Origin of the sequence: Pseudomonas sp. SB113 (assembly GCF_040754745.1) — a bacterium.
Taxonomy (GTDB): Bacteria; Pseudomonadota; Gammaproteobacteria; order Pseudomonadales; family Pseudomonadaceae; genus Aquipseudomonas; species Aquipseudomonas grimontii.
The window spans coordinates 1-20,603 of record NZ_JBFMHW010000035.1 but is presented as its reverse complement, the minus strand read 5'-3'; the positions used below and the strand labels follow the sequence as shown (position 1 = coordinate 20,603).

General features: G+C 62.8%; 22 protein-coding genes. 7 read left to right on the top strand and 15 right to left on the bottom strand.

Features of this window, described 5'->3' with window-relative positions; genetic code table 11:
* Positions 1–60: 60 nt before the first annotated feature.
* From AB1462_RS28835 to AB1462_RS28825, 3 genes are all read left to right on the top strand, one after another.
* On the top strand, positions 61–1,143 hold the full coding sequence (locus AB1462_RS28835) for a hypothetical protein (protein ID WP_259193909.1): 1,083 nt from the start codon (positions 61–63) through the stop codon (positions 1,141–1,143).
* A gap of 63 nt (positions 1,144–1,206) precedes the next feature.
* Positions 1,207–1,998 (top strand): substrate-binding periplasmic protein, encoded by a 792-nt coding sequence (locus tag AB1462_RS28830; RefSeq protein WP_367248649.1) that lies wholly within the window; start codon positions 1,207–1,209, stop codon positions 1,996–1,998.
* A 221-nt stretch (positions 1,999–2,219) separates the two neighbouring features.
* On the top strand, positions 2,220–4,112 hold the full coding sequence (locus AB1462_RS28825) for a DEAD/DEAH box helicase (protein WP_259193908.1): 1,893 nt from the start codon (positions 2,220–2,222) through the stop codon (positions 4,110–4,112).
* A 68-nt stretch (positions 4,113–4,180) separates the two neighbouring features.
* On the opposite strand, the gene AB1462_RS28820 is transcribed toward AB1462_RS28825, so the two are convergent.
* A complete protein-coding gene (locus AB1462_RS28820; protein ID WP_090401681.1) occupies positions 4,181–4,780 on the bottom strand; it encodes a YceI family protein in 600 nt (199 codons plus the stop codon).
* A gap of 32 nt (positions 4,781–4,812) precedes the next feature.
* The gene (locus AB1462_RS28815) at positions 4,813–5,364 is read right to left on the bottom strand and encodes a cytochrome b (protein ID WP_367248647.1); all 552 of its coding nucleotides are present in this window, start codon (positions 5,362–5,364) and stop codon (positions 4,813–4,815) included.
* Between the two features lie 272 nt (positions 5,365–5,636).
* Between AB1462_RS28815 and AB1462_RS28810 the strand changes: the two genes are divergently transcribed.
* Together AB1462_RS28810 and AB1462_RS28805 are read left to right on the top strand one after the other, a co-directional pair.
* Positions 5,637–7,043, top strand: a complete 1,407-nt coding sequence (locus AB1462_RS28810) for an adenosylmethionine--8-amino-7-oxononanoate transaminase (protein WP_146371559.1) — start codon at positions 5,637–5,639, stop codon at positions 7,041–7,043.
* Between the two features lie 37 nt (positions 7,044–7,080).
* Positions 7,081–7,800, top strand: a complete 720-nt coding sequence (locus tag AB1462_RS28805; protein WP_259193907.1) for a 16S rRNA (uracil(1498)-N(3))-methyltransferase — start codon at positions 7,081–7,083, stop codon at positions 7,798–7,800.
* A gap of 24 nt (positions 7,801–7,824) precedes the next feature.
* Here AB1462_RS28805 and AB1462_RS28800 read toward each other — a convergent pair whose 3' ends face one another.
* The 3 genes from AB1462_RS28800 to AB1462_RS28790 are packed head-to-tail and all read right to left on the bottom strand — an operon-like array spanning position 7,825 to position 10,361.
* Positions 7,825–8,727, bottom strand: coding sequence for a transporter substrate-binding domain-containing protein (locus tag AB1462_RS28800; protein ID WP_090401679.1), 903 nt, complete (start codon positions 8,725–8,727; stop codon positions 7,825–7,827).
* 25 nt (positions 8,728–8,752) lie between these two features.
* Positions 8,753–9,103: a RidA family protein gene (locus AB1462_RS28795; protein ID WP_090401678.1), complete on the bottom strand. Its 351-nt coding sequence runs from the start codon at positions 9,101–9,103 to the stop codon at positions 8,753–8,755.
* A 10-nt stretch (positions 9,104–9,113) separates the two neighbouring features.
* Positions 9,114–10,361 carry a D-amino acid dehydrogenase gene (locus tag AB1462_RS28790; protein WP_090401677.1) on the bottom strand — a complete coding sequence of 416 codons (1,248 nt, stop codon included), beginning with the start codon at positions 10,359–10,361 and terminating at the stop codon, positions 9,114–9,116.
* A 108-nt stretch (positions 10,362–10,469) separates the two neighbouring features.
* Between AB1462_RS28790 and AB1462_RS28785 the strand changes: the two genes are divergently transcribed.
* Positions 10,470–11,372, top strand: coding sequence for a LysR substrate-binding domain-containing protein (locus AB1462_RS28785; RefSeq protein WP_090401676.1), 903 nt, complete (start codon positions 10,470–10,472; stop codon positions 11,370–11,372).
* A gap of 24 nt (positions 11,373–11,396) precedes the next feature.
* Here the strand turns inward: AB1462_RS28785 and AB1462_RS28780 are convergent, their stop codons facing one another.
* The gene (locus AB1462_RS28780) at positions 11,397–12,014 is read right to left on the bottom strand and encodes a hemolysin III family protein (protein WP_090401675.1); all 618 of its coding nucleotides are present in this window, start codon (positions 12,012–12,014) and stop codon (positions 11,397–11,399) included.
* Positions 12,015–12,158: 144 nt separating this feature from the next.
* Between AB1462_RS28780 and AB1462_RS28775 the strand changes: the two genes are divergently transcribed.
* Complete coding sequence (locus AB1462_RS28775) at positions 12,159–13,073, top strand: LysR substrate-binding domain-containing protein (RefSeq protein ID WP_090401674.1); 915 nt, start codon at positions 12,159–12,161, stop codon at positions 13,071–13,073.
* A 125-nt stretch (positions 13,074–13,198) separates the two neighbouring features.
* Here AB1462_RS28775 and madM read toward each other — a convergent pair whose 3' ends face one another.
* From madM to mdcA, 9 genes are all read right to left on the bottom strand, one after another.
* Positions 13,199–13,963 carry a malonate transporter subunit MadM gene (gene madM, locus AB1462_RS28770; RefSeq protein WP_058426582.1) on the bottom strand — a complete coding sequence of 255 codons (765 nt, stop codon included), beginning with the start codon at positions 13,961–13,963 and terminating at the stop codon, positions 13,199–13,201.
* A 1-nt stretch (position 13,964) separates the two neighbouring features.
* A complete protein-coding gene (gene madL / locus AB1462_RS28765) occupies positions 13,965–14,369 on the bottom strand; it encodes a malonate transporter subunit MadL (RefSeq protein ID WP_027606068.1) in 405 nt (134 codons plus the stop codon).
* Positions 14,370–14,436: 67 nt separating this feature from the next.
* On the bottom strand, positions 14,437–15,336 hold the full coding sequence (mdcH, locus tag AB1462_RS28760; protein WP_367248643.1) for a malonate decarboxylase subunit epsilon: 900 nt from the start codon (positions 15,334–15,336) through the stop codon (positions 14,437–14,439).
* Positions 15,333–15,929, bottom strand: coding sequence for a malonate decarboxylase holo-ACP synthase (locus tag AB1462_RS28755; protein WP_367248641.1), 597 nt, complete (start codon positions 15,927–15,929; stop codon positions 15,333–15,335). Before AB1462_RS28755 ends, mdcH begins: the two co-directional genes overlap by 4 nt.
* The gene (gene mdcE, locus AB1462_RS28750) at positions 15,923–16,693 is read right to left on the bottom strand and encodes a biotin-independent malonate decarboxylase subunit gamma (RefSeq protein WP_090401671.1); all 771 of its coding nucleotides are present in this window, start codon (positions 16,691–16,693) and stop codon (positions 15,923–15,925) included. The genes AB1462_RS28755 and mdcE overlap by 7 nt, the downstream gene beginning before the upstream one ends.
* Positions 16,690–17,532 carry a biotin-independent malonate decarboxylase subunit beta gene (locus AB1462_RS28745; protein ID WP_259193905.1) on the bottom strand — a complete coding sequence of 281 codons (843 nt, stop codon included), beginning with the start codon at positions 17,530–17,532 and terminating at the stop codon, positions 16,690–16,692. Before AB1462_RS28745 ends, mdcE begins: the two co-directional genes overlap by 4 nt.
* Positions 17,525–17,824: a malonate decarboxylase subunit delta gene (locus AB1462_RS28740; RefSeq protein WP_090401670.1), complete on the bottom strand. Its 300-nt coding sequence runs from the start codon at positions 17,822–17,824 to the stop codon at positions 17,525–17,527. Before AB1462_RS28740 ends, AB1462_RS28745 begins: the two co-directional genes overlap by 8 nt.
* Positions 17,824–18,657: a triphosphoribosyl-dephospho-CoA synthase gene (locus tag AB1462_RS28735; RefSeq protein ID WP_090401669.1), complete on the bottom strand. Its 834-nt coding sequence runs from the start codon at positions 18,655–18,657 to the stop codon at positions 17,824–17,826. Before AB1462_RS28735 ends, AB1462_RS28740 begins: the two co-directional genes overlap by 1 nt.
* Positions 18,658–20,328 (bottom strand): malonate decarboxylase subunit alpha, encoded by a 1,671-nt coding sequence (gene mdcA / locus AB1462_RS28730; RefSeq protein WP_367248638.1) that lies wholly within the window; start codon positions 20,326–20,328, stop codon positions 18,658–18,660.
* Between the last annotated feature and the right edge of the window lie 275 nt (positions 20,329–20,603).

The following is a 20,603-nucleotide window of genomic DNA, read 5'->3' as shown; positions in this document are numbered from 1 at the left end:
CCCTCGTTATTACGGGGGCTTTTTTCGTCTACCTATCCCTGGAAAGGAAGCCTGCAGTAAATGAATACAGCGTCCCCGACTCCTCGCCCGCAGCTGGTTTACCTGGTATTCGGCGCCGAGACCTATCATCAGGAAGCCGTATTCAGCATCGCCAGTGCCCTGGCCCACCTGGGCGGGCCCCAGGACATGCCGTTGGACATCCAGGTGTTCAGCGACAATCCGGCCCCCTATCGCGGCTTGCCGGTACAGGTTCATACGCTGGACGACGCCACGCGCAAACGCTGGAGCGAACCCCACGGCTACCACTTTCGCACCAAACATGTGCTGTTGCGCCAGGTACTTGAAACCTCGGAACGGGCGCTGTTGATCGACACCGACACCTTTTTCCACGACTCGCCCATGGCGCTGTTCGAACGCGTCGCGCCCGGAACCGTGCTGTGCAATGCCTTCCACGCCAAGTACGGCGACAACCGCGAAAGCGTGCTGTATGAAGCCCTGGCCAAGCACCTCGCAGACAATGGCTTGGCCGACGACGATATGTGGCTGCTCAACTCGGGCGTCATGGGCCTGACCCGGCAAGACGCGCACATCCTTGATCGCTCGATCGCGTTGATGGACGAGCTGTTTCCGATGGCCCACGGCGCCTACACCCTGGAAGAGTTCTGCCTGTCGGTGGCCGCGTACCGCACGCTCAACGTGCGCCAGTGCCCCGACCTGATCCACCACTACTGGAGCCGCAAGCAGTTGTTCCGGGCCAAGGTCAAAGCATGGATGACCAAGCACGCCGCAGACCCCATCTGCGCCCACGCCCTGGCCGACACCCGCAAGGTCTCCGCCCACCTGCCCCGCCCGCCGCGACTGCAACGCTTGATGTACAAGCTGATCACCCTGGCCTTGCCCAAACGCAAGCAGCAGTTCATCCGCGAAATTCTCTACGGCTGCTACGAGCACGAAAATGAATTCGACCAGGCCTGTGGCCCGGTTTGGTGGGACAAGGCCCTGCAGAATCAGGAAGAGCGGCAAAAATGCCCAGTCGATGCGCACCAACTCGAACATTGGTTCGCCAACCCAATGGTGCGCCTGATTCTGGGCGAGCGACGTGCAGCCATCTATGAACACCTGATGACCTCACCGACAAAATAGCGCCGCCCGCAGATGCGTGTGCCAGAGCTTCTCTTTAGCGCAGCGGCGTCGTAACCTCGGGGCATGCCCGTCATTCTGAAGCTGTTGACCGTTGCGCTTTTTACTTGCTTGAGCCTGACCGCTTATGGCGAGAAATTGCGCATTGTCACCGAGCCCTGGGCACCTTATGTGTATGAAGAGCACGGCGCCATGCATGGACTGGACTACGAAACCACGGTGATCGTGTTCCAGCGCCTGGGGATCGATGTGCAATGGCAGTTCCTGCCCTGGAAGCGCTGTCTGGCCATGCTTGAGCAGGGTCATGCCGATGGCGCACTGGATATTTTCCACAGTCACGACCGCGACGCCCTGCTGTTGTACCCCAGCGAACCGTTGTCGGAAGTGGAGTTTGTGATGTTCTACGCCAACGAGCGCCCTCACCCGGCCCAGAGCCTTGACGACCTGGGCGGCCTCACTGTCGGCACCTCGCCAGGCTACCTGTACGGCACGCCATTCAGCGACTCCACCCTGTTCAACCGCGAGCCGGCCCCCAGCCATGAGGCCAACTTCGGTAAATTGCTGCTGGGGCGCATCGACCTGCTGATCACCGACCGCCGGGTCGGCCGGCATGTGATCAAAGCGATGGGCCTGGAAGACAAGGTCAGCCAGGCCCCAATCGTGGTCAGCCGCCTACAGCAATACCTCGCCGTACGCCGTGGCGCGGGGATGGACCTGTTGGTGCAACGCTTTGCCGCCGAGCTCAAGCGCTTCAAACAGGAACCGGCCTACGCCGCTTTAAGCGCCAAATATGGTGGAATCCAAGCCATTTCAACCTCCGGACACACCGTTGAGCAGCAGGAAAGCGGCGCACAGTGATTGCTCTGTTATACTCCGGCCTTTCCGCCAGGCTTACGCCCGGCCGCTGAGGTCCTGAAAAAGGCACCCAACCCCGCTACTGCGCAGCTTTCAGCCCGCGCGAGCCGGTGGAGTGCCCGCCAGACGCAGCAGGACCGGACGGGATTGCGCTCCCCTAAGCGCCATTCACGCCTGGCAAGATTATCCCTTTGGGCCAAGCCCTAACTAAAACAGGATTACTCATGTCCTTTGCTTCCCTCGGTCTCTCCGAGGCTTTAGTCCGCGCCATCGAGGCAGCGGGCTATACCGAGCCTACTCCGGTGCAACAGCGGGCTATTCCCGCCGTGTTGCAAGGTCGCGACCTGATGGTTGCGGCTCAGACAGGTACTGGTAAAACCGGCGGCTTCGCCCTCCCGATTCTGGAGCGGTTGTTCCCCAACGGTCACCCGGACAAATCCCAGCGTCACGGCCCGCGCCAACCGCGCGTACTGGTCCTGACCCCTACCCGCGAACTCGCCGCCCAGGTGCACGACAGCTTCAAGCTGTATGCCCGCGACCTCAAGTTCGTCAGCGCCTGCATCTTCGGCGGCGTCGGCATGAACCCACAGGTTCAGGCCATGTCCCGTGGTGTTGACGTGCTGGTGGCGTGCCCCGGTCGTTTGCTCGACCTGTGCGGCCAAGGCAGCGTCGATTTGTCCCACGTGGAAATCCTCGTGCTGGACGAAGCCGACCGCATGCTCGACATGGGCTTTGTCCATGACGTGAAGAAGGTCCTCGCCCGCCTGCCAGCCAAACGCCAGAACCTGCTGTTCTCCGCGACGTTCTCCCAGGACATCACTGCCCTGGCCGGCAAGCTGCTGCACAACCCGGAGCGCATCGAAGTCACGCCGCCGAACACCACGGTCGAGCGTATCGAGCAACGCGTATTCCGCCTGGCCGCGAGCCACAAGCGTTCATTGCTGGCGCACCTGATCACCGCCGGCGCCTGGGAACAGGTGCTGGTGTTCACCCGCACCAAGCACGGCGCCAACCGCCTGGCCGAGTACCTGGACAAGCACGGCCTCACCGCCGTCGCCATCCACGGTAACAAGAGCCAGAACGCGCGCACCAAAGCCCTGGCCGACTTCAAGGCCGGTGAAGTGCGCATCCTGGTCGCCACCGATATCGCCGCACGCGGCCTGGACATCGACCAACTGCCACACGTGGTCAACTTCGAGCTGCCAAACGTCGACGAAGACTACGTGCACCGTATCGGCCGTACCGGCCGTGCCGGGCGTTCTGGCGAAGCCATTTCCCTGGTCGCACCGGATGAAGAGAAACTGCTGAAAAGCATCGAACGCATGACCAAGCAGAAAATCGCCGACGGCGACCTGATGGGCTTCGATGCCAGCGCCGTTGAGGCCGAGAAGCCTGAAGTGCGCGAGCGTCCGGACGTGCGTAACCCACGTAACCCACGCGGTCCGAAGGGCGATGGCCCGAACGGCGGCGGCGGCGGTGGTGGTCGTCGCGACAAGGGCAAGGACAAGGGCGGCAAGGAAAAAGCGCCAACCAACGGTCGTGGCGAACGCCCGGCCCGCGAGCAGAAGCCCCGTGAAGGCACCCCGGCCCGCGAACAGCGCCAACCGAGCCAACCGCCACGTGCCGCAGCCGACCGCGCCCCGGACGAGTTCCTCGACGACGACGTGGATAACTTCGGCAACCGCGTGGACTACGTGCCCCAGGCCAAACCGGCCCAGGGTCGTGGCCGTCGTCCAGGTGCTCCGGCACCGGGCGCAGCTGCCGGGACTGGCGCTCCACGTGGCGGCCAGCCTCAGGGCGGTCGTCAGAACGGTCCACGCAACAGCAGCGGCGGCACGACCGGCACCCCACCGGCCAAGCGCAGCGGCCCGCGTAACGGTGCACCGCGTGACGGCCAGGCGCGTCGCGAAGATTCGCGCAGCAACAACCGCCGCCCGGCCCGTGACGACCAGCCGCGTTTGTCCGAGCCAGCCGTGCAGAACCCACGTGGTGGTCCGGCGCCAAAGATCATCCACAAGGAGTCGAAAGCTGATCGCTTCCCGACACCCGAGCAGTTGGATCAACTGCCAGGCCGTCCTCGTGGTGAAAAACCAGCACTGCTGACCCGCAACCGCTGAGTTTCAAAGCGCCATAAAAAATGCCCCGCATCGAAAGATGCGGGGCATTTTTGTGTGCGAGGCGAAAGTTACTTCGCTTTAACACCTTCAAAGGTGATGTACAGCTGAACGCCGTCGGACTGTGGACCTACGTCCATGCCACCCGGGTTGAATTCCTTGCGACTGATCGTGGTGGTGCCTTCAAAGCCGGCACGGTAGCCGCCCCATGGATCCTTGCCTTCGCCCAGGAACGTAGCCTTGACCACGATAGGCTTGGTCACGCCGTGGAAGGTCAGGTCGCCAGCCACATCAGCAGTTTGCTTGCCATCAGCGTTCTTGCCGGTTGGCTTGACGCTGGTGGAGACGAACTTGGCGTCAGGGAATTTGCCCGAATCCAGGAAGTCCTTGCTGTTGACGTGCTTGTCGCGTTCGGCGTGGTTAGAGAACACGCTGGCGGTGCGAACATTCACTTCGATCTTGGCGTCTTCTGGCTTGGCGGCGTCAAAGCTGAACTTGCCGTCCAGATCCTTGAAGGTACCGGTGATGTAGCTGTAGCCCAAGTGGCTGATCTTGAAATCGACGAAGGCGTGCTGGCCTTCCTTGTCGATCACATAGTCAGCGGCCATCACCTGGCCTGCCGACAGCAGGGCCGTACCGATTGCCAGAGCAGCGAGTGTCTTTTTCAACATGCTTTCTATTCCTTGTGAGTCGAGGTTGAACATCAGGCTTTGCGCCCCAGCATTCGCGTGAGGGTCGCATCACGATCGATAAAGTGGTGTTTCAACGCAGCCACGCCGTGCAAGCCGGCGAAGACTACCAACACCCAGGCGAGGTACAGGTGCACCACGCCGGCGGTGTCTGCCTGGTCCGGTAGACCGGAAACCACGGCAGGAATTTCAAACAGGCCAAACACCGGGATACCGACACCGTCTGCGGTGGAAATCAGGTAACCGGCGATCATCACGGCAAACAGCCCGAGATAAAGGAACGCGTGGCCGAACGCGGCACCGATGCGAGTCAAGCGGCTGTAACTGGCCAGCGGCGGAGGCGGCGGGCTGATCAGGCGCCAGACAATACGTACCAGCATGATGGCGAACAGTGTGATACCAATGCTCTTGTGCAGGTCCGGCGCGTCTTTGCGCCAGGCGCTGTAATAGTCGAGCCCGACCATCCACAAGCCCAGGGCGAACAGACCGAATACCACCAGGGCCACGCCCCAGTGCAAAACCATACTGACCCAGCCATAACGGACCGGTGAGTTACGTAGCTGCATGTACTTAATCCCGTAAGAGCTGCGCCCAAGACTAGCGATTTACCTATCGAATTAAAGCGGAAAATTTTGCTTTGAAATATCGAGAAATACGATCAAGAGCGTATGCACAATAAGTTAACCAAGGATTAAGGACTATTCCCAAGAAACGTGACAGTCCGTCCTACGTTTACCCCGAATTCCCCACAATGGCTTGTGACCCGGGCCACCATTGCATAGGCTTGCGCGATTGTTTCGCCTGCGCCGCTCGCAGGACCGCTTCGAGGAGATCACCGATGGGCTTGAACAACCAGTGGATGCAACGCGACCTCGCGGTGCTGTGGCATCCCTGCACCCAGATGAAAGACCACCAGCAACTGCCGCTGATCCCGATCAAGCGCGGTGAAGGCGTATGGCTGGAAGACTTCGAAGGCAAGCGCTACCTCGACGCCGTCAGTTCCTGGTGGGTCAACGTGTTCGGCCACGCCAACCCGCGCATCAACCAGCGCATCAAGGACCAGGTCGACCAACTGGAACACGTGATCCTCGCCGGTTTCAGCCACCAGCCGGTGATCGAACTGTCCGAGCGCCTGGTAAAGATGACCCCCGAGGGCCTGACCCGCTGCTTCTATGCCGATAACGGTTCGTCCTGCATCGAAGTCGCGCTGAAGATGAGCTTTCACTACTGGCTCAATCGTGGCCTGCCGAATAAAAAACGCTTCGTCACCCTGACCAACAGCTACCACGGCGAAACCATCGCCGCGATGTCGGTAGGCGACGTGCCGCTGTTCACCGAGACCTACAAAGCGCTGTTGCTGGACACCCTCAAGGTGCCAAGCCCGGATTGCTACCTGCGCCCCGAGGGCATGAGCTGGGAAGAACACTCGCGCAACATGTTCCTGGCCATGGAACAGACCCTGGCCGAGCACCACGATACCGTCGCCGCCGTGATCGTCGAACCGCTGATCCAGGGCGCCGGCGGCATGCGCATGTACCACCCGGTGTACCTCAAGCTGCTGCGCGAAGCCTGCGACCGCTATGGCGTGCACCTGATCCACGATGAAATCGCCGTGGGCTTCGGGCGCACCGGGACCATGTTCGCCTGTGAACAGGCCGGCATCCGCCCGGATTTCCTGTGCTTGTCCAAGGCCCTCACCGGCGGCTACCTGCCGTTGGCCGCCGTGGTCACCACCGATGACGTCTACGACGCGTTCTACGACGACTACCCGACCCTGCGCGCCTTCCTGCACTCCCACAGCTACACCGGCAACCCGCTGGCGTGCGCGGCGGCCCTGGCGACCCTGGATATTTTCGAAGAAGACAACGTCATCGAAAACAACCAGGCCCTGGCCCAGCGCATGGCCACGGCAACGGCGCACCTGGTCGACCATCCGCATGTCTCGGAAGTACGCCAGACCGGCATGGTGCTGGCCATCGAGATGGTCCAGGACAAGGCCACCAAGACCGCTTACCCGTGGCAGGAACGCCGTGGCCTGAAGGTGTTCGAACACGCCCTGGAACGCGGCGCGCTGTTGCGGCCGCTGGGCAGCGTGGTGTATTTCCTGCCGCCCTATGTGATTACGCCGGAGCAGATCGACTTCCTCGCCGACGTTGCCAGCGAAGGCATCGACATCGCCACCAACAGCAAAGTCAGTGTTGCGGTGCCGAAGGACTTCCACCCCGGCTTCCGCGATCCGGGTTGATTGCCGGCACACCTACACCTTTTTTCAGAGAACAGAAATGAGACTGTCCCGCTTTTTCACCGACACCCCGCTGAGCCTCGGCGATCACGAGCTGCCCGAAGCCCAGGCGCACTACATCAGTCGCGTGCTGCGCATGGGCGAAGGTGACGCCGTGCAATTGTTCGACGGTTCCGGTCAGGAGTTCCTGGGCAGCCTGCTGGAAGTCGGTAAAAAACGCGTCACCGTGCAGCTGACGGAAAGCTTCGCCGGCCAGGCCGAATCGCCGCTGCACATCCACCTCGGCCAGGGCCTGTCCCGGGGCGAGCGCATGGATTGGGCGATCCAGAAAGCCACCGAGCTGGGCGTCAACGCCATCACGCCGATCTTCAGCGACCGCTGCGAAGTACGCCTCAAGGACGAACGCGCCGACAAACGCCTGCTGCACTGGCGCCAGGTGGCGATCAGCGCGTGCGAGCAATGCGGGCGTTCGACGGTGCCAGTGATTCACCCGCCGTTGCTGCTGGCAGACTGGTTAAAGCAGGCCGAAGCAGACCTGAAGCTGGTGCTGCACCCGGTGGCCGAGCCGATGGTCAGCCATGCCAAGCCTGCGAGCCTGGCGTTTCTGATCGGCCCGGAGGGTGGGCTGACCGACTCCGAAGTCGACACCGCCCAAGGCGCCGGCTTCCACGCCGCCCGCCTCGGCCCGCGTGTGTTGCGCACCGAGACTGCGCCCGTCGTCGCGCTGGCGGTTGCACAACAACTCTGGGGCGACTTCTAACCCTCCCACATTTGGAGGAGGTGATCACTCCACCGGATCGCTGATCGGCTTGGCAATGATCGCCTTCAACTCACTGGTCATCGGGAATTCCAGGTTCAAGCCCTTGGGCGGAATCGGCTGTTCAAACCAGCGCTGGTAAATCCCGTTGATCTCCCCCGAACGGTACAGGTCGCCGAGGGTCTCGTTGACCACCGCAAGAAACTGCGGGTCATCCTTGCGCACCATGCAGCTGTAGATCTCCCGCGACTGTTCCTCGCCGACCACCACCCAGTTGTGTGGGTCGCGGGCCTTGGCGCGTTCGCCGTAGAGCAATGCATCGTCCATGTAGAACGCGGCTGCGCGGCCCGTCTCGAGCATCTTGAATGCCTCGCCGTGGTCCTTGGCGCTGATCACGAACATATTGCTCTTGTGCTCGGCGTTGTAGCTCTTTAGAAAACGCTCGTTGGTGGTGCCGGCGGTGGTCACCACGTTCTTGCCCGCCAGGTCGGCGAAGCTCTTGATGCCGCTGTCTTTAGCCGTCAGCAACTGGCCTTTCACGTAAATAAACCCGTAGGAAAATGCCACCTGCTTCTGCCGCTCGGCCGTGACTCCAGTGGAGCCGCATTCCAGGTCGACGGTGCCGTTCTGCACCAGCGGAATGCGCGTTTGAGAGGTCACCAGGTTGTACTTCACCTTAAGGTCGGCCACCCCGGTTTTCTGCTGGATACGCTCGACGATCTTGCTGGCCAGGTCTACCGAATAGCCCATCGGCTTGCCACTGTGATCGCCCACATAGGAAAACGGCACCGACGCATCACGATAGCCCAGGGTGATGGACTTGGCGTTGGCGATCTTGCCCAGCGTACCGTCCAGCGGCGCCTGGTTGGCGTGGGCGTGTGCCCCCAGCAAAAGGCCCAGGGTGCAGCCGGTCAACAGGATTTTTTTCATTGTTATTCTCCGTTGGTCTTTGACGTTATTTACGTACAGCAATCACGCTGATTTCCACCAGCACACTCGGCCGCGCCAGTTCCGCCTGCAAGGTGGTGCGCGTCGGCGCCATCCCCGGCGATAGCCAGGCGGCCCATACGTCATTCATCGGCGCGAAACCGCTGCCGATGTCTTTCAAGTAAATGGTCGCGTTCAGCAGATGGTCCTTGTCACTGCCGGCCTGGGCCAGCAGCCCGTCGATCTTGGCCAGCACTTCGCGGGTTTGTGTCGCCACATCCAGGCCTTCGCCGGGCACCTGGCCCGACAGGAATACCAGATCCTTGAACGTGACGGCGCCGGACAGTCGGTCGTTGCTGCTGATTCGGTTGATGGTCATGGATGAGTCCTCACGCGGCGCGGGGCGCCAGGCCCTGCATATCAATGGAAGGTAGGTGGTTACCGATCAGTTCGGCCAGCAATTGGCCGCTGCCGCACGCCAGGGTAAAGCCAAGGGCCCCGTGGCCCAGGTTCAGCCACAGGTTGCGATAGACGCTGGCGCCAATCAGCGGCACGCCGGTCGGGGTGGCCGGGCGCATACCGGCCCATTCCACGGCATGGGCGTAGTCACCGGCCGTAGGAAATGTCTCGACCGCCTGACGCTTCATCAACGCCAGGCGCTTGGGCTCAAGGCAGGCGTCAAAGCCGACAATATCCACCATGGCCGCCACCCGCAGTTGTTCGCCGATGCGCGCGTAGACAATCTTGCGGTCGTAGTCGGTGATGCTCACATTCGGCGCCTGGTGCTGCGCGCCAATCGGTACGCTGAGGCTGTAGCCCTTGAGTGGATACAACGACAGAGAGAGGCCCGGCAACGCCAACTCGGCGCTGCGATGACCGGCCGCCAGCACCAGTTCTTCCACCGGCATCACTTCGCCGCCCAACTCGATGGCCTGTACCGCGCCGTCGGCGTGGCGAATCCCGGTGACTTTGCGCCCCAGCAAAAAGGTGCAGCGCCCCGACGATTCAAGGCGTGCCGCCAGCTGTTGGCAGAAGGCATGACAGTCCGCCACTTCCTCATTGGGCGTGTAGATACCACCGACAAACTCACCCGCCACCTGCGCCAGCGCCGGCTCCAGGCGGGCACAATCGAGCGTCGACAGCACTTGTTGTTGCAGGATGTCGGTGACCTTGCCGCGTGCCCGCTCAAAGGTATCGGCATCGCGAAAGGTCACCAGCTTGCCGTTACGCCGCCAGTTGAAAGCATCCAGGCGGTCGTCGACGCGCCATTGCTGCAAGGTGTTTTGACTCAGGCTCGCCAGGCGCAGCAAATGGGTGGCGTTGCGTTTGTTCACCGAGCCCCGGCAGGCGCCGATGAAGGCGGCCATCCAGCGCCATTGCTGAGGGTCCAGGCGTGGGCGCAGCTTCAACGGCGAGTCACCACGCAGCAACCAGCCAATTGCCTGCAGCGGCACCCCCGCATCAGCCAGTGGCGCGACGTAGCGGTAGGACAATTGCCCGCCATTGGCGAAACTGGTTTCGCTGCCCAGGGTGTCGCGCGCATCGATCACCGTCACTTCGTGGCCGGCACGCACCAGCGCATACGCGCTCGCCAGGCCGATAACCCCACCGCCAATGATGCAAACCTGCCTGACCATACCAATCCCCGAGCCCTTGAATAAGTAGGCTCAAGCGTAGGCGCAGGTGACAGGCCACCGACAATGAATAAAGATGGATCACCTATAAACAAAGGTTATGGACTTGCCATGCGCTTGCGTCATATCGAAATCTTCCAGGCCATCCGCCAGACCGGCTCCGTCAGCGCCGCTGCGCAGTTGCTGCATGTGTCGCAACCAGCGGTGACCAAGGTGTTGCAGCATGCCGAACTGCAGCTGGGCTTTCCGCTGTTCCTGCGGGTGCGCGGCAAATTGCAGCCCACGCCGGAGGCCCTGGCACTGGAAAGCGAGGTCGAAAAAGTCACCGAGAGCCTGCAAGGCGTGCGGCGCCTGGCCAAGAGCTTGCGTCGCGCCCCAGGGCAAAGCGTGCGGATTGGTGCGATCCCGGCGTTGGCGCTGTCGCTGCTGCCACCGGCGATTCTGGAATGGAAACGCGACTACCCGGACATCGCGTGCGAGCTGTCCAGCGACCATAGCCGCGAGCTGGTGCAAAAGCTGTTGATGCGCGAGATTGACCTGGCCTTGACCCTCAACTTCTCCGGCCATCCCGGGTTGACCACACAGGTGCTCGCCAACGGTGTATTGGTGGCCCTGGCGTCCACGGGCTATTGGTCGGCGGCTGAAATCAGCCGGCCATTGCCGCTGAGCGATCTGGCAGGTGCGCCGTTGATTGGGCTTTCCAGTGCTGATCCGCTGGCCGCCAAGCTGGACAGCTACCTGGAGAACGTCGACCCACCGCCTCGAGTGACGATCTCGGTGCAAACCTATTCCCTGGCGCGGGCGATGGTGGAATCGGGCGCCGGCTTGACGGTGATCGATCCGTTCACGGCGTTGGGCGCCTCAACGGCCACCACCTGCATCCGCACCCTCACCCCGCCGCTGCCGATCACCCTGTACGCCCTGACCCGCGCCGATGAACCGCCGCCGCATATGCTGGCCAATCTGCTGGAGATCCTGGGCAAGCGGGCATGCGAGTTATTGGCGCGCATCTAAGGACACCGAAGCTCCCTTCCACCTTCAAAGCACGTAATGCATGATCGCCACAAAGTGCAGCAAGCTGCCGCCGATCACAAACAAATGCCAGATCCCATGGGAATGCCGCAGGCGATCCTCCAGGGCAAAGAAGATGATGCCGACGGTGTACAGCACCCCGCCCGACGCCAGCCAGGTAAACCCCGCCGTCCCCAGCGCGGCGATCAGCGGCTTGACCGCCACCAGCACGATCCAGCCCATCACCGCGTAGATCACGATGGACAGGATGCGCGCCTCGGAGCGCGGCTTGATCTCTTGCAGGATGCCGATCACCGCCAGCCCCCACACGATACCGAACAACGTCCAGCCCCACGGGCCTCTCAGCGTCACCAGGCAAAACGGCGTGTAGCTGCCGGCGATCAAGAGGTAGATCGAAAAGTGATCGACCTTCTGCATGATCTCCTTTCGCCGTCCCTGAACGCTGTGGTACACGGTCGACGCGCTGTACAGCACCATCAGCGTAAAGCCATAAATCGCCACGCTGACGATCTTCCAGGGGCTGCCATCCAGGCTCGCCACCACCAACATCCACACGGCGCCAATACACGCCGCGACTGCACCGAGCAAATGGCTCCAGGCGTTGAATCGTTCCCCGTGATACATCTGTCACTGACCTCCTGTAGCCGCTGGAACTGGCTGGCAAGCGTCCAGCCTTGCGCATAAGAGTGCAAGCGTCTTGTGACGTTCCGAGGACGCCACACGGTTTTGCGGGCACAATCGGACGCATTCGAACAAGAGCCCACGGCCATGCTGATCGACGAAGAGTTCACCCTCAAAAAGCTGGAAATCTTCCTGGCATTCATGCGCACCGGCAACCTGGCCCGCGCCGCCGCCGAACTGCAAACCAGCAATGTCAGCGTGCACCGCGCCATCCACTCCCTGGAAAATGCCCTGCGCTGCCCGCTGTTCAAACACGAGGGCCGCAACCTCACCCCGCTGGAAAGCGCGTATGTCCTCGAAGAGCGCGCACAGAAACTGATCGCCGATGTGGTCGACAGCGTTCGCCTGACCCGCGAAGCCGCCGGTTTCTCCGCCGAACGCTTCAAGCTCGGCTCGCTGTATTCGCTGACGGTCAAGACCGTGCCGCAACTGATCATGGGCCTGAAAATCAGACGCAGCGAACTTAATATCGACCTGATCCTCGGCTCCAATTTCGACCTGCTGTACAAGCTTAAGAACATGGAAGTCGACGCGATCCTCATCTCCCTCGACGAACACGCCAACGACCCCGACTGCGAACAGATTGCGCTGTTCTCCGATGACATCTTCCTCGCCACCCCGGCCGACTCGCCCTTCGACCGCGACCAGGAAATCGACCTGGCCGACGTGCGCGACGCCACCTTCATCACCCTCACCCAAGGCTTCGCGACTCACCAGGACGGCAACCGTGTGTTCAAACAGGCGGGGTTCGAGCCGAAGGTGGCGATGCAGGTGAATGACATCTTCACACTGCTGAGCATGGTCAGCTCGGGGGTGGGTTATGCGTTGTTGCCGGGGCGGATTGCGGCGGTGTACGAGAACCGCGTGAAGCTGATACCGCTGCAACCCAGGTATCGGTTGCAGCAGCATATCGGGGTGGTGTTTCTGAAGGCCAAGGAGCGCGATCCGAACTTGCTGGCGTTGCTGGCGGAGTGTCGGATGTATGCCAATCGGCAGGCCTGAGACCGCTATCGGAGGCAAGTCGAATCGTCGCACCGCCCCTCCCACACTTGAATGTGTTCGCAATTCAAAATGTGGGAGGGGGCTTGCCCCCGATGAGGCCAAACCAGACAACACAACTTCCGAAGCTAGCCAACCAACCCACGCACAATAAAGTACAGCAACGAAGGCCCAAGCAAACATCCAAGCCCGGTATGGAAGGTCGCCGTCAACGCGCCATACGGCACCAAGCGCCGATCCGTCGCCGCCAGCCCTGCCGTCACGCCGCTCACGGTGCCGGCCAAGCCACCGAACACCATCGCCGAACGCGGGTTATCCAAGCCCATCCAACGCGCCGCCACCGGTGTGCCGACCATCACCAGGATCGCCTTGATCAACCCGGTCGCGATGGACAGCGCCATCACATCCGAGGTCGCGCCAATCGCCGCACCGGTCACCGGGCCGACGATGTAGGTCACGGCACCCGCGCCGATGGTGGTCATGCTGATCGCGTCGCGATAGCCAAACACCCAGGCCATGCTGGCGCCGACGATAAACGGCAGGATCGTGCCCAGCAGCAGCGCAATCACACCGATCATCCCGGCTTTGCGCGCTTCGGTGGCTTGCACCTCAAACGCCGTGGCAACGATAGCGAAGTCACGCAGCATCGCGCCGCCCATCAGGCCGATTCCGGAGAACAGTGCCAGGTCGGCCAAGCCTTTTTGCCCGCCGGTAATGGTGCCGCCCACCCAGGCCAGGACCAGGCCGATGACGATGGCAATCGCCGAGCCGTGGATACGCCCGAACGTCAGGCGCTTGGACAGCACCACGGAAATCCACATCACCACGCCAACAAAGGCAAACGCGGTGATCAGGCCATTATGTTCCAAGCCTTTTTCGATGAGATCCCACATATCAGCGACCTCCCGCAGGCACGATCAGCGGCTCTTCGGCAGGCAGAGGCTCGCCCTTGTGCGTACGGCTGATCAGGGCGATGGTGCAACCACAGACCACCACCGAACCAATCGCCGCCAGCACCGCGACCGGGCCGCCGTGCAAGGCGGTCACCACGTTTTGTTGCGCCGCCATCGCCACCACCACGGGGATATACATGGCGCCCCAAAAGCCCACGCCCATCTCGCATTCCTTGGTCATGCCGCCGCGTTTTTGCATCCACAGGCGGGCGCAGATCAGCAGGATCATGGCGATCCCTACCCCGCCCACGTTGGATTTGACGCCGAGCAACACGCCGAGCATGTCGCCCATGATCACGCCTGCAAGCGTGCAGATCGCCAGCAATGCCACACCGTAAATAATCATTGTTGTTGTCCTCGAAGTGCTCGATCGAAATTGTTGTTTTTGTGCTTCGACAGCCTTGGGTGGTGCTTTATCGGTGGCGGCGCTCCTCCTCTTCCAGCAGGGCCTGCAAGGTATCCAGGCGTGCGCCTTCGCAGGCGATCACCGTGCCTTGTTCGAACACCCGGCGTGACAGGCCGGTGAGCACGGCGCCCGGGGGCAGTTCGATTTGCAGGCGCACACCGCGCTCGTAGGCGCTTTGCACAGTGCCGCGCCAGTCAACGACGCGGCACATGTTGAAGGCCAGGTCGTCGCGCAATTGTTCGGGATTGTGGATCGGCCGCGCGCGGGTGCTGCTCAGGTAGGTGATGCGCGGCACCTTGAGCGGGACAAATGCCTGGGCCAGGGCCTCGGCCGGACGCTCCAGCAGCGCGCAATGGGATGGCACACTGACAGCCAGGCGCTTGGCGATGCCGTTGCCCTTGATGCGCGCGGCAACACGCTGCATGGCCTCGTCGCTGCCGGCGATCACGCTCTGGTTATCGGCGTTGATATTGGCCAGGTACACCGGGGTTTCGGGGCAGTGGATGTCGGCGAGGATTTTTTCGACGGTGGATAACTCCACGCCGATGATCGCGGTCATGCCGTAGCCGTGTGGATAAGCGCTTTGCATCAGTTCGCCGCGCAGGTTCACCAGTTTTACCGCATCGGCAAAATCCAGGGCACCAGCGATGACGGCTGCCGGGTAAGCGCCGATGGACAGGCCCGCCACGTAATCCGGGGTGCGCTCCAACAGACGGGCGTGGGCCACGCCGGCGATCAACAGGCACAGCTGCACGGCGCGGGTACTGGCCAGGGCTTGCGCGGAATCGAGCAGGCGCACGTCTTCGCCCAGGGCATCGCTGGCTTCTTCCAGCACAGGTTCGGGCAGCGACTGGAGCATGCCGGGTCGCTGCGCCCCCTGCCCCGGAAACACCAGAAGGCTGCTCATGCCACGGCCTGCCAAGGGTCGAGCACAAGATGCGCGCCGCTGGCGGTTTTCAGCAGCACACGGCGTGAGCCGCTGGCCCATTCGCGTAAGGCGACGGCGCCGAACGGGGTTTGCAGTTGCAGGTCGACGGCGCACTCAGCCCTATCAAGCATCGCCAGGAGGTCTTCAGCCTCACCTCGGGCCAAAGGCTCGGGCGTGCGCAAAATCAAATCCAGATCACTCTCGGCATGCAGCGCTTCAATCCCACTGGCCAACTCGAAACCCGCGCTGCCTGTGACGCCCCACGTCTCCTGCGCCAGCACCGGCCGCAGTTGGTCGAGCGTACGCAACGCGGGTAAATCCCTCGGCGAGATCACCCCGCGCAACGCTTCCGGTATCACCCGCCGCTGCACCGCCGCCAGTGGCATCCGCGCGGCAAAGCGTTGCTCACGCAAACGCCCGCGCACGCCGACCGCCACATAACCCGGTTCGGCAATGGCGCGGCGCACCACCACCGGGTGGCCGGCGCCGAGCGCCTCCAGCACCCAGGCCGGTGCGTCGGCGGGCACATGCGCCGGGGTCATGCCCCAGAGCAAGTCGTGGGCGTTCACCATTGTTCCCGCAGCAGTTGGCGAACATGGCTGGAAGCAGCGCGATTAGGCGCGCCGAGGCGCTCGCGCAAATCGGTGCAGCCAACATCCTTGATCGCATTCACCAGGCAATCACTGACCCGCGCTACATCGTCCGCGGTGGGCTGTTCTATCTGGCTGACCGACAAGGTCTCCCACAGCAAACCGAGGCTGGCATAGCTGTCGATGTCATAGGCCATGGGCGGCACGCTGGCGGCCAGGGCTTCCAGCTCTTCAACGCTGCGCAGGGTCACCCGCGCGGCGGAAGCCTTGCCCATGGCGTGCACCATTACGCCGGGATCGCGCAAGGCAATCAGACGGTTGGCCTGGTAACCGTGGGCCAGGAACGCACCGGACATGGCCTTGCCCACCAGCAGCGCAATCACCGGGTGGCCGGCGAGGCGCGCCCGCGCATAGCTGTCGGCGGCAGCGGCCAGGGCCTGGTGGATGCCGAGGGCTTCTTCGCGACGACCGTAGGCTTGGCTCGGCACATCAACGATGGCGATGATGGGGCGCTTGTCGCCTCGGGCGATGGCCTCATCGACGGCCTTGGCCAGGCCCCAGCCTTCGAGCAGGCCGACTTCACCATTGCGCGCCCGAGGGAAGCGGTTTTGCGCGTCGGTGACCACGGCGACAAAGCGCACCGTTTGCTCACCCAACACACCGTCGGCAACCCTCAGCGACGCGGGCAAACCGTCTACAGGGGGAGCGCCGGCGCTCAAGGCGTTGAACCACTGCAAGCCTCTCATGAGCGTTCTCCTTGATACAGCTCGCGCACCGTCGCCGGGTCGATTTGCGGTACGGCGTCCAACTCGGCCAAGCGTGTGAGGTAATAATCAGCCTGGCGACTGCGTTGTTGGGCGGGCACGCCTTGCTGCAACAACGCGCTGACAGTCTGCTGGATCTGCGCCACATCGTCGGCCACGTAACGGTCGGCCAGGCCGCTGTTGAAGCGTTGCTCTCCGCCCGTGAGGCTCCAGATAAAGGGACGGTCGCGGGAGTCGTATTCTTCCAGGCCGGCTTCCTGCTCGATCACTTGCGGGCCGTTGAGTCCCAGGCGCGCTTCACGGGTGACGACGAGGTAACTGCACAGCCCGGCCGCGATGGACATGCCGCCGAAGCAACCCACGCTGCCCGCCACCACGCCGATCACCGGCTGGTACTGGCGCAGGTCGACAATCGCCGCGTGTATATCGGCAATCGCGGCCAGGCCGAGGTTGGCTTCCTGCAAGCGCACGCCGCCGGTTTCCAGCAGCAGCACCGCGCGGGTCGGGATGCCCATGCGGTTGTCTTCGGCCGCCAGCTCCAGGGCACCGGCGATTTTCGCGCCGCCCACTTCACCGAGGCTGCCGCCCTGGAAGTTGCCTTCAATGGCTGCAATCACCACAGGCAAGTCGCCGATGCTGCCCTTGGCGATCACCACGCCGTCATCGGCCTGAGGCACCACACCCTGGCGGCTGAGCCAGGGCGACATGACGCGCTGGAACGGGTCGATCAGTTCGCGAAAGGTGCCGGCATCCAACAAGGCCTTGGCCCGCTGCCGCGCACCCAGTTCCACGAAGCTGTGTTTGGCGAGCAAGTCAGTCATGGCCGATCTCCTCGAAACCCTGCTCCAGGCGCAGGCGCACCACGCCGGGGGTGGCGCCGAAATCGTGAATATCAATGTTCAGGGCCGGTGGTGTCTGCTCTTGGAAGATGCGTTCGAACAGGTGCTGCCAGCGTTGTTCGGCGCCATTCACCGAGGTCTGTACCTGGATGCTCAACGTGCCGGCCGTGCCCGGCTCCAGCAGCACTTCCAGGTCGCCAGAGCCGACGCAACCCACCAGCGCACGGCCTTTTGGCGGCTGCCCGGCGGGGAATTCAAAGGATAAGGTTTCCATCACAACGCTCCGTCGAGGCGGTCGATAAACAGGCAGGCGGCCAACAGGTCGGCGGCGCCACCGGGGGAGGCATTCAGGGCCAACAGTTGGTGGTCCAGCTCATGCAATTGGCGGCGCCCGGCGAGGCTTGCACTGCCGCCCGCGTCGAGCACGGCCTGGGCGCCGCGCTGCATGGCATGCAGGCCTTCCAGGCCGGCGCGGTAGAGCACGCAGGTGTCGGCCAGGTCGGTCATGATCGCGAGCAAGGCGTCCAGGCGCGCGTTCTGTTCACCGACGTTTTGCTGGCGGCTTTTATGCAGTTGCGGCAGGCCGCGTTGCAGCACCGACGGGAAGCCCAGTTGCGCTTCTTCACGGGCACCGCGCGCGCCATAGCGCTGGGCGACCTGGGCGCCGTGGCTCAGGGGTTGCGGGGCGTAGCGGTCGTTGAGCAGGGCGAGTCTGGCGGCGTTCAGTGGTATGGCGCCGGGCTCCAGCGCGGCCGCTGCGGTCAACAGGCCGAGGGCCCAGATCGCACCGCGATGGGTGTTCACGCCGTGGGTGGTGGCGAGCATCGCTTGTTCACCTTCGCGCCCGATACGGCCGAGGGCTTCGCGCAGGGGCAAGCCGACTTCACCGAATTCAAGCGCGGCCTCCGCCATTTCCTTGAACATCGGCCACAGCGACAGCGCCGACGCGTGCATCAGCCCCAGGTGCAAATCAGTGTGGGCGCCGTTGCCGCGACGGTCCACCAGGGCAGGCTTGGGCGACAGGTCGGCTTCATCGATCAGCGCATCGACGGCCATATCCGCCAGGCGATCCGCGAGGCTGAGTTCGTGCAGTTTGAGGGCGCGCATTTACCAGCTCCTGAATTTGGCGGGCGGGTTGTACAGGCCACCGGACCACTCCACCAGGTCGGCCACGCTTTTGGCGGCCAACAACTCGCGGGTGGCGTCGGTGCGGCGAATGCCCAAATCTTCGGGCAAGGCGATCAGGCCTTCGCGGCGCATGCGCGCGGTGTCCTTGGGGTTATGGCGCATGCCGATGGCGGTCACCCCGGCGACGGCGGCGATCATCGCCTGGCGCTCTTCCAGGGACCGCGCCTTGTACAGGTAGGCGATGCCTTCTTCGGTGAGCAGGTGGGTGACATCGTCGCCATAGATCATGATCGGCGCCAGGGGCATGCCGCTTTTACGCGCCACTTCCACGGCGTCGAGCGTGTCGACGAAGGTGGGCTTGCCGCCTTCCTGGAAGGTCTCGACCATCTGCACCACGAGCTTTTTGCCGCGCTCCAGCAGCGCGACCGGCGCATCGTCGTGACGCATATCCAGCCACGCCGGCGTGCCATGGCGGCGACCGCGCGGGTCGTGGCCCATGTTCGGCGCACCACCGAAACCGGCGAGGCGGCCACGGGTCACGGTGCTGGAATGGCCGTCGCCGTCGACTTGCAGGGTGGCGCCGATAAACAGGTCCACCGCGTATTGGCCGGCCAATTGGCAGAACATCCGATTGGAACGCATCGATCCGTCGCGGCCGGTGAAGAACACATCCGGGCGGGCGGCGATGTAGTTCTCCATGCCCAGTTCGGTGCCGAAGCAATGCACGCTTTCCACCCAACCGCTTTCGATGGCGGGGATCAGCGTGGGGTGCGGGTTGAGGGTCCAGTTGCGGCAGATCTTGCCCTTCAGGCCCAGGGATTCACCGTAGGTGGGCAGGATCAATTCGATGGCGGCGGTGTTGAAGCCGATACCGTGGTTGAGCGATTGCACATTGTGTTTTTCGTAAATGCCACGGATCGCCATCATCGCCATCAACACATGCACCGGCTTGATATGGCGCGGGTCGCGGGTGAACAGCGGCTCGATGTAGAACGGCTTGTCGGCCACCACCACAAAATCCACCCAACTGGCGGGGATGTCGACGCGGGGCAAATCGGTGACGTCGTCCACCAACTGGTTGACCTGCACGATTACGATGCCATCGCTGAACGCGGCGGGTTCGATCAGCGCGGGAGTGTCTTCGGTGCTGGCGCCAGTGTAGATATTGCCGGCACGGTCGGCCATGAAACCGGCGGAAAGTACGACGTTGGGAATCAGGTCCACCACCAGCCGTGCATAGAGTTCGATGTAGGTGTGGATCGCACCGATCTCCAGCAGGCCGTCTTCGAGCAACTGGCTGATGCGCAGGGATTGGGTGCCGGCGAAGGAAAAGTCGAGTTTGCGCGCGATGCCCTTTTCAAACAGGTCCAGATGCTCGGACCGCCCGACGCTGGGCATGATCATGTGCAAATCGTGGAGCTTGGCCGGGTCGGCCTTGGCCAGGGAGCGCGAGAGGAAGTCGGCTTGCTTTTGGTTGTTGCCTTCCAGTACAACGCGGTCGCCGGGAAGGATCAGCGCCTCAAGCGCCTCGACAATCCTGTCGCTGGGCAACACGGCCCCATCTGCGTATTTTTTGACCAGCCCGAGCCGCCGCTGCTTCTCGTCACGCCGCCGCGTCCAGCGCGAGTCGGGGGTTATTGTTGTTGTCATGGTCGCTCCACGGGTTGCTGTCGTGGGCTGTACCTTAGGAGTGATTCGGGGGGCCATCAATCAAGCTGGGCGGTGGATCGTTACGGCTGGAGTAATGGAGCATCAGCAAACGCTGAGCCGAGCCCAGTGAAGATCAAAAATGTGGGAGGGGGCTTGCCCCCGATGGCCATAAGTATCTACACAACTTCAGTAGGATAACGCGTAGCAGCTGTCGAGCCTTGGCGAGGCTGCGTTAGCCGCGCCGCTGTCCCACCGCCCACCCACGCGGCCCCAGG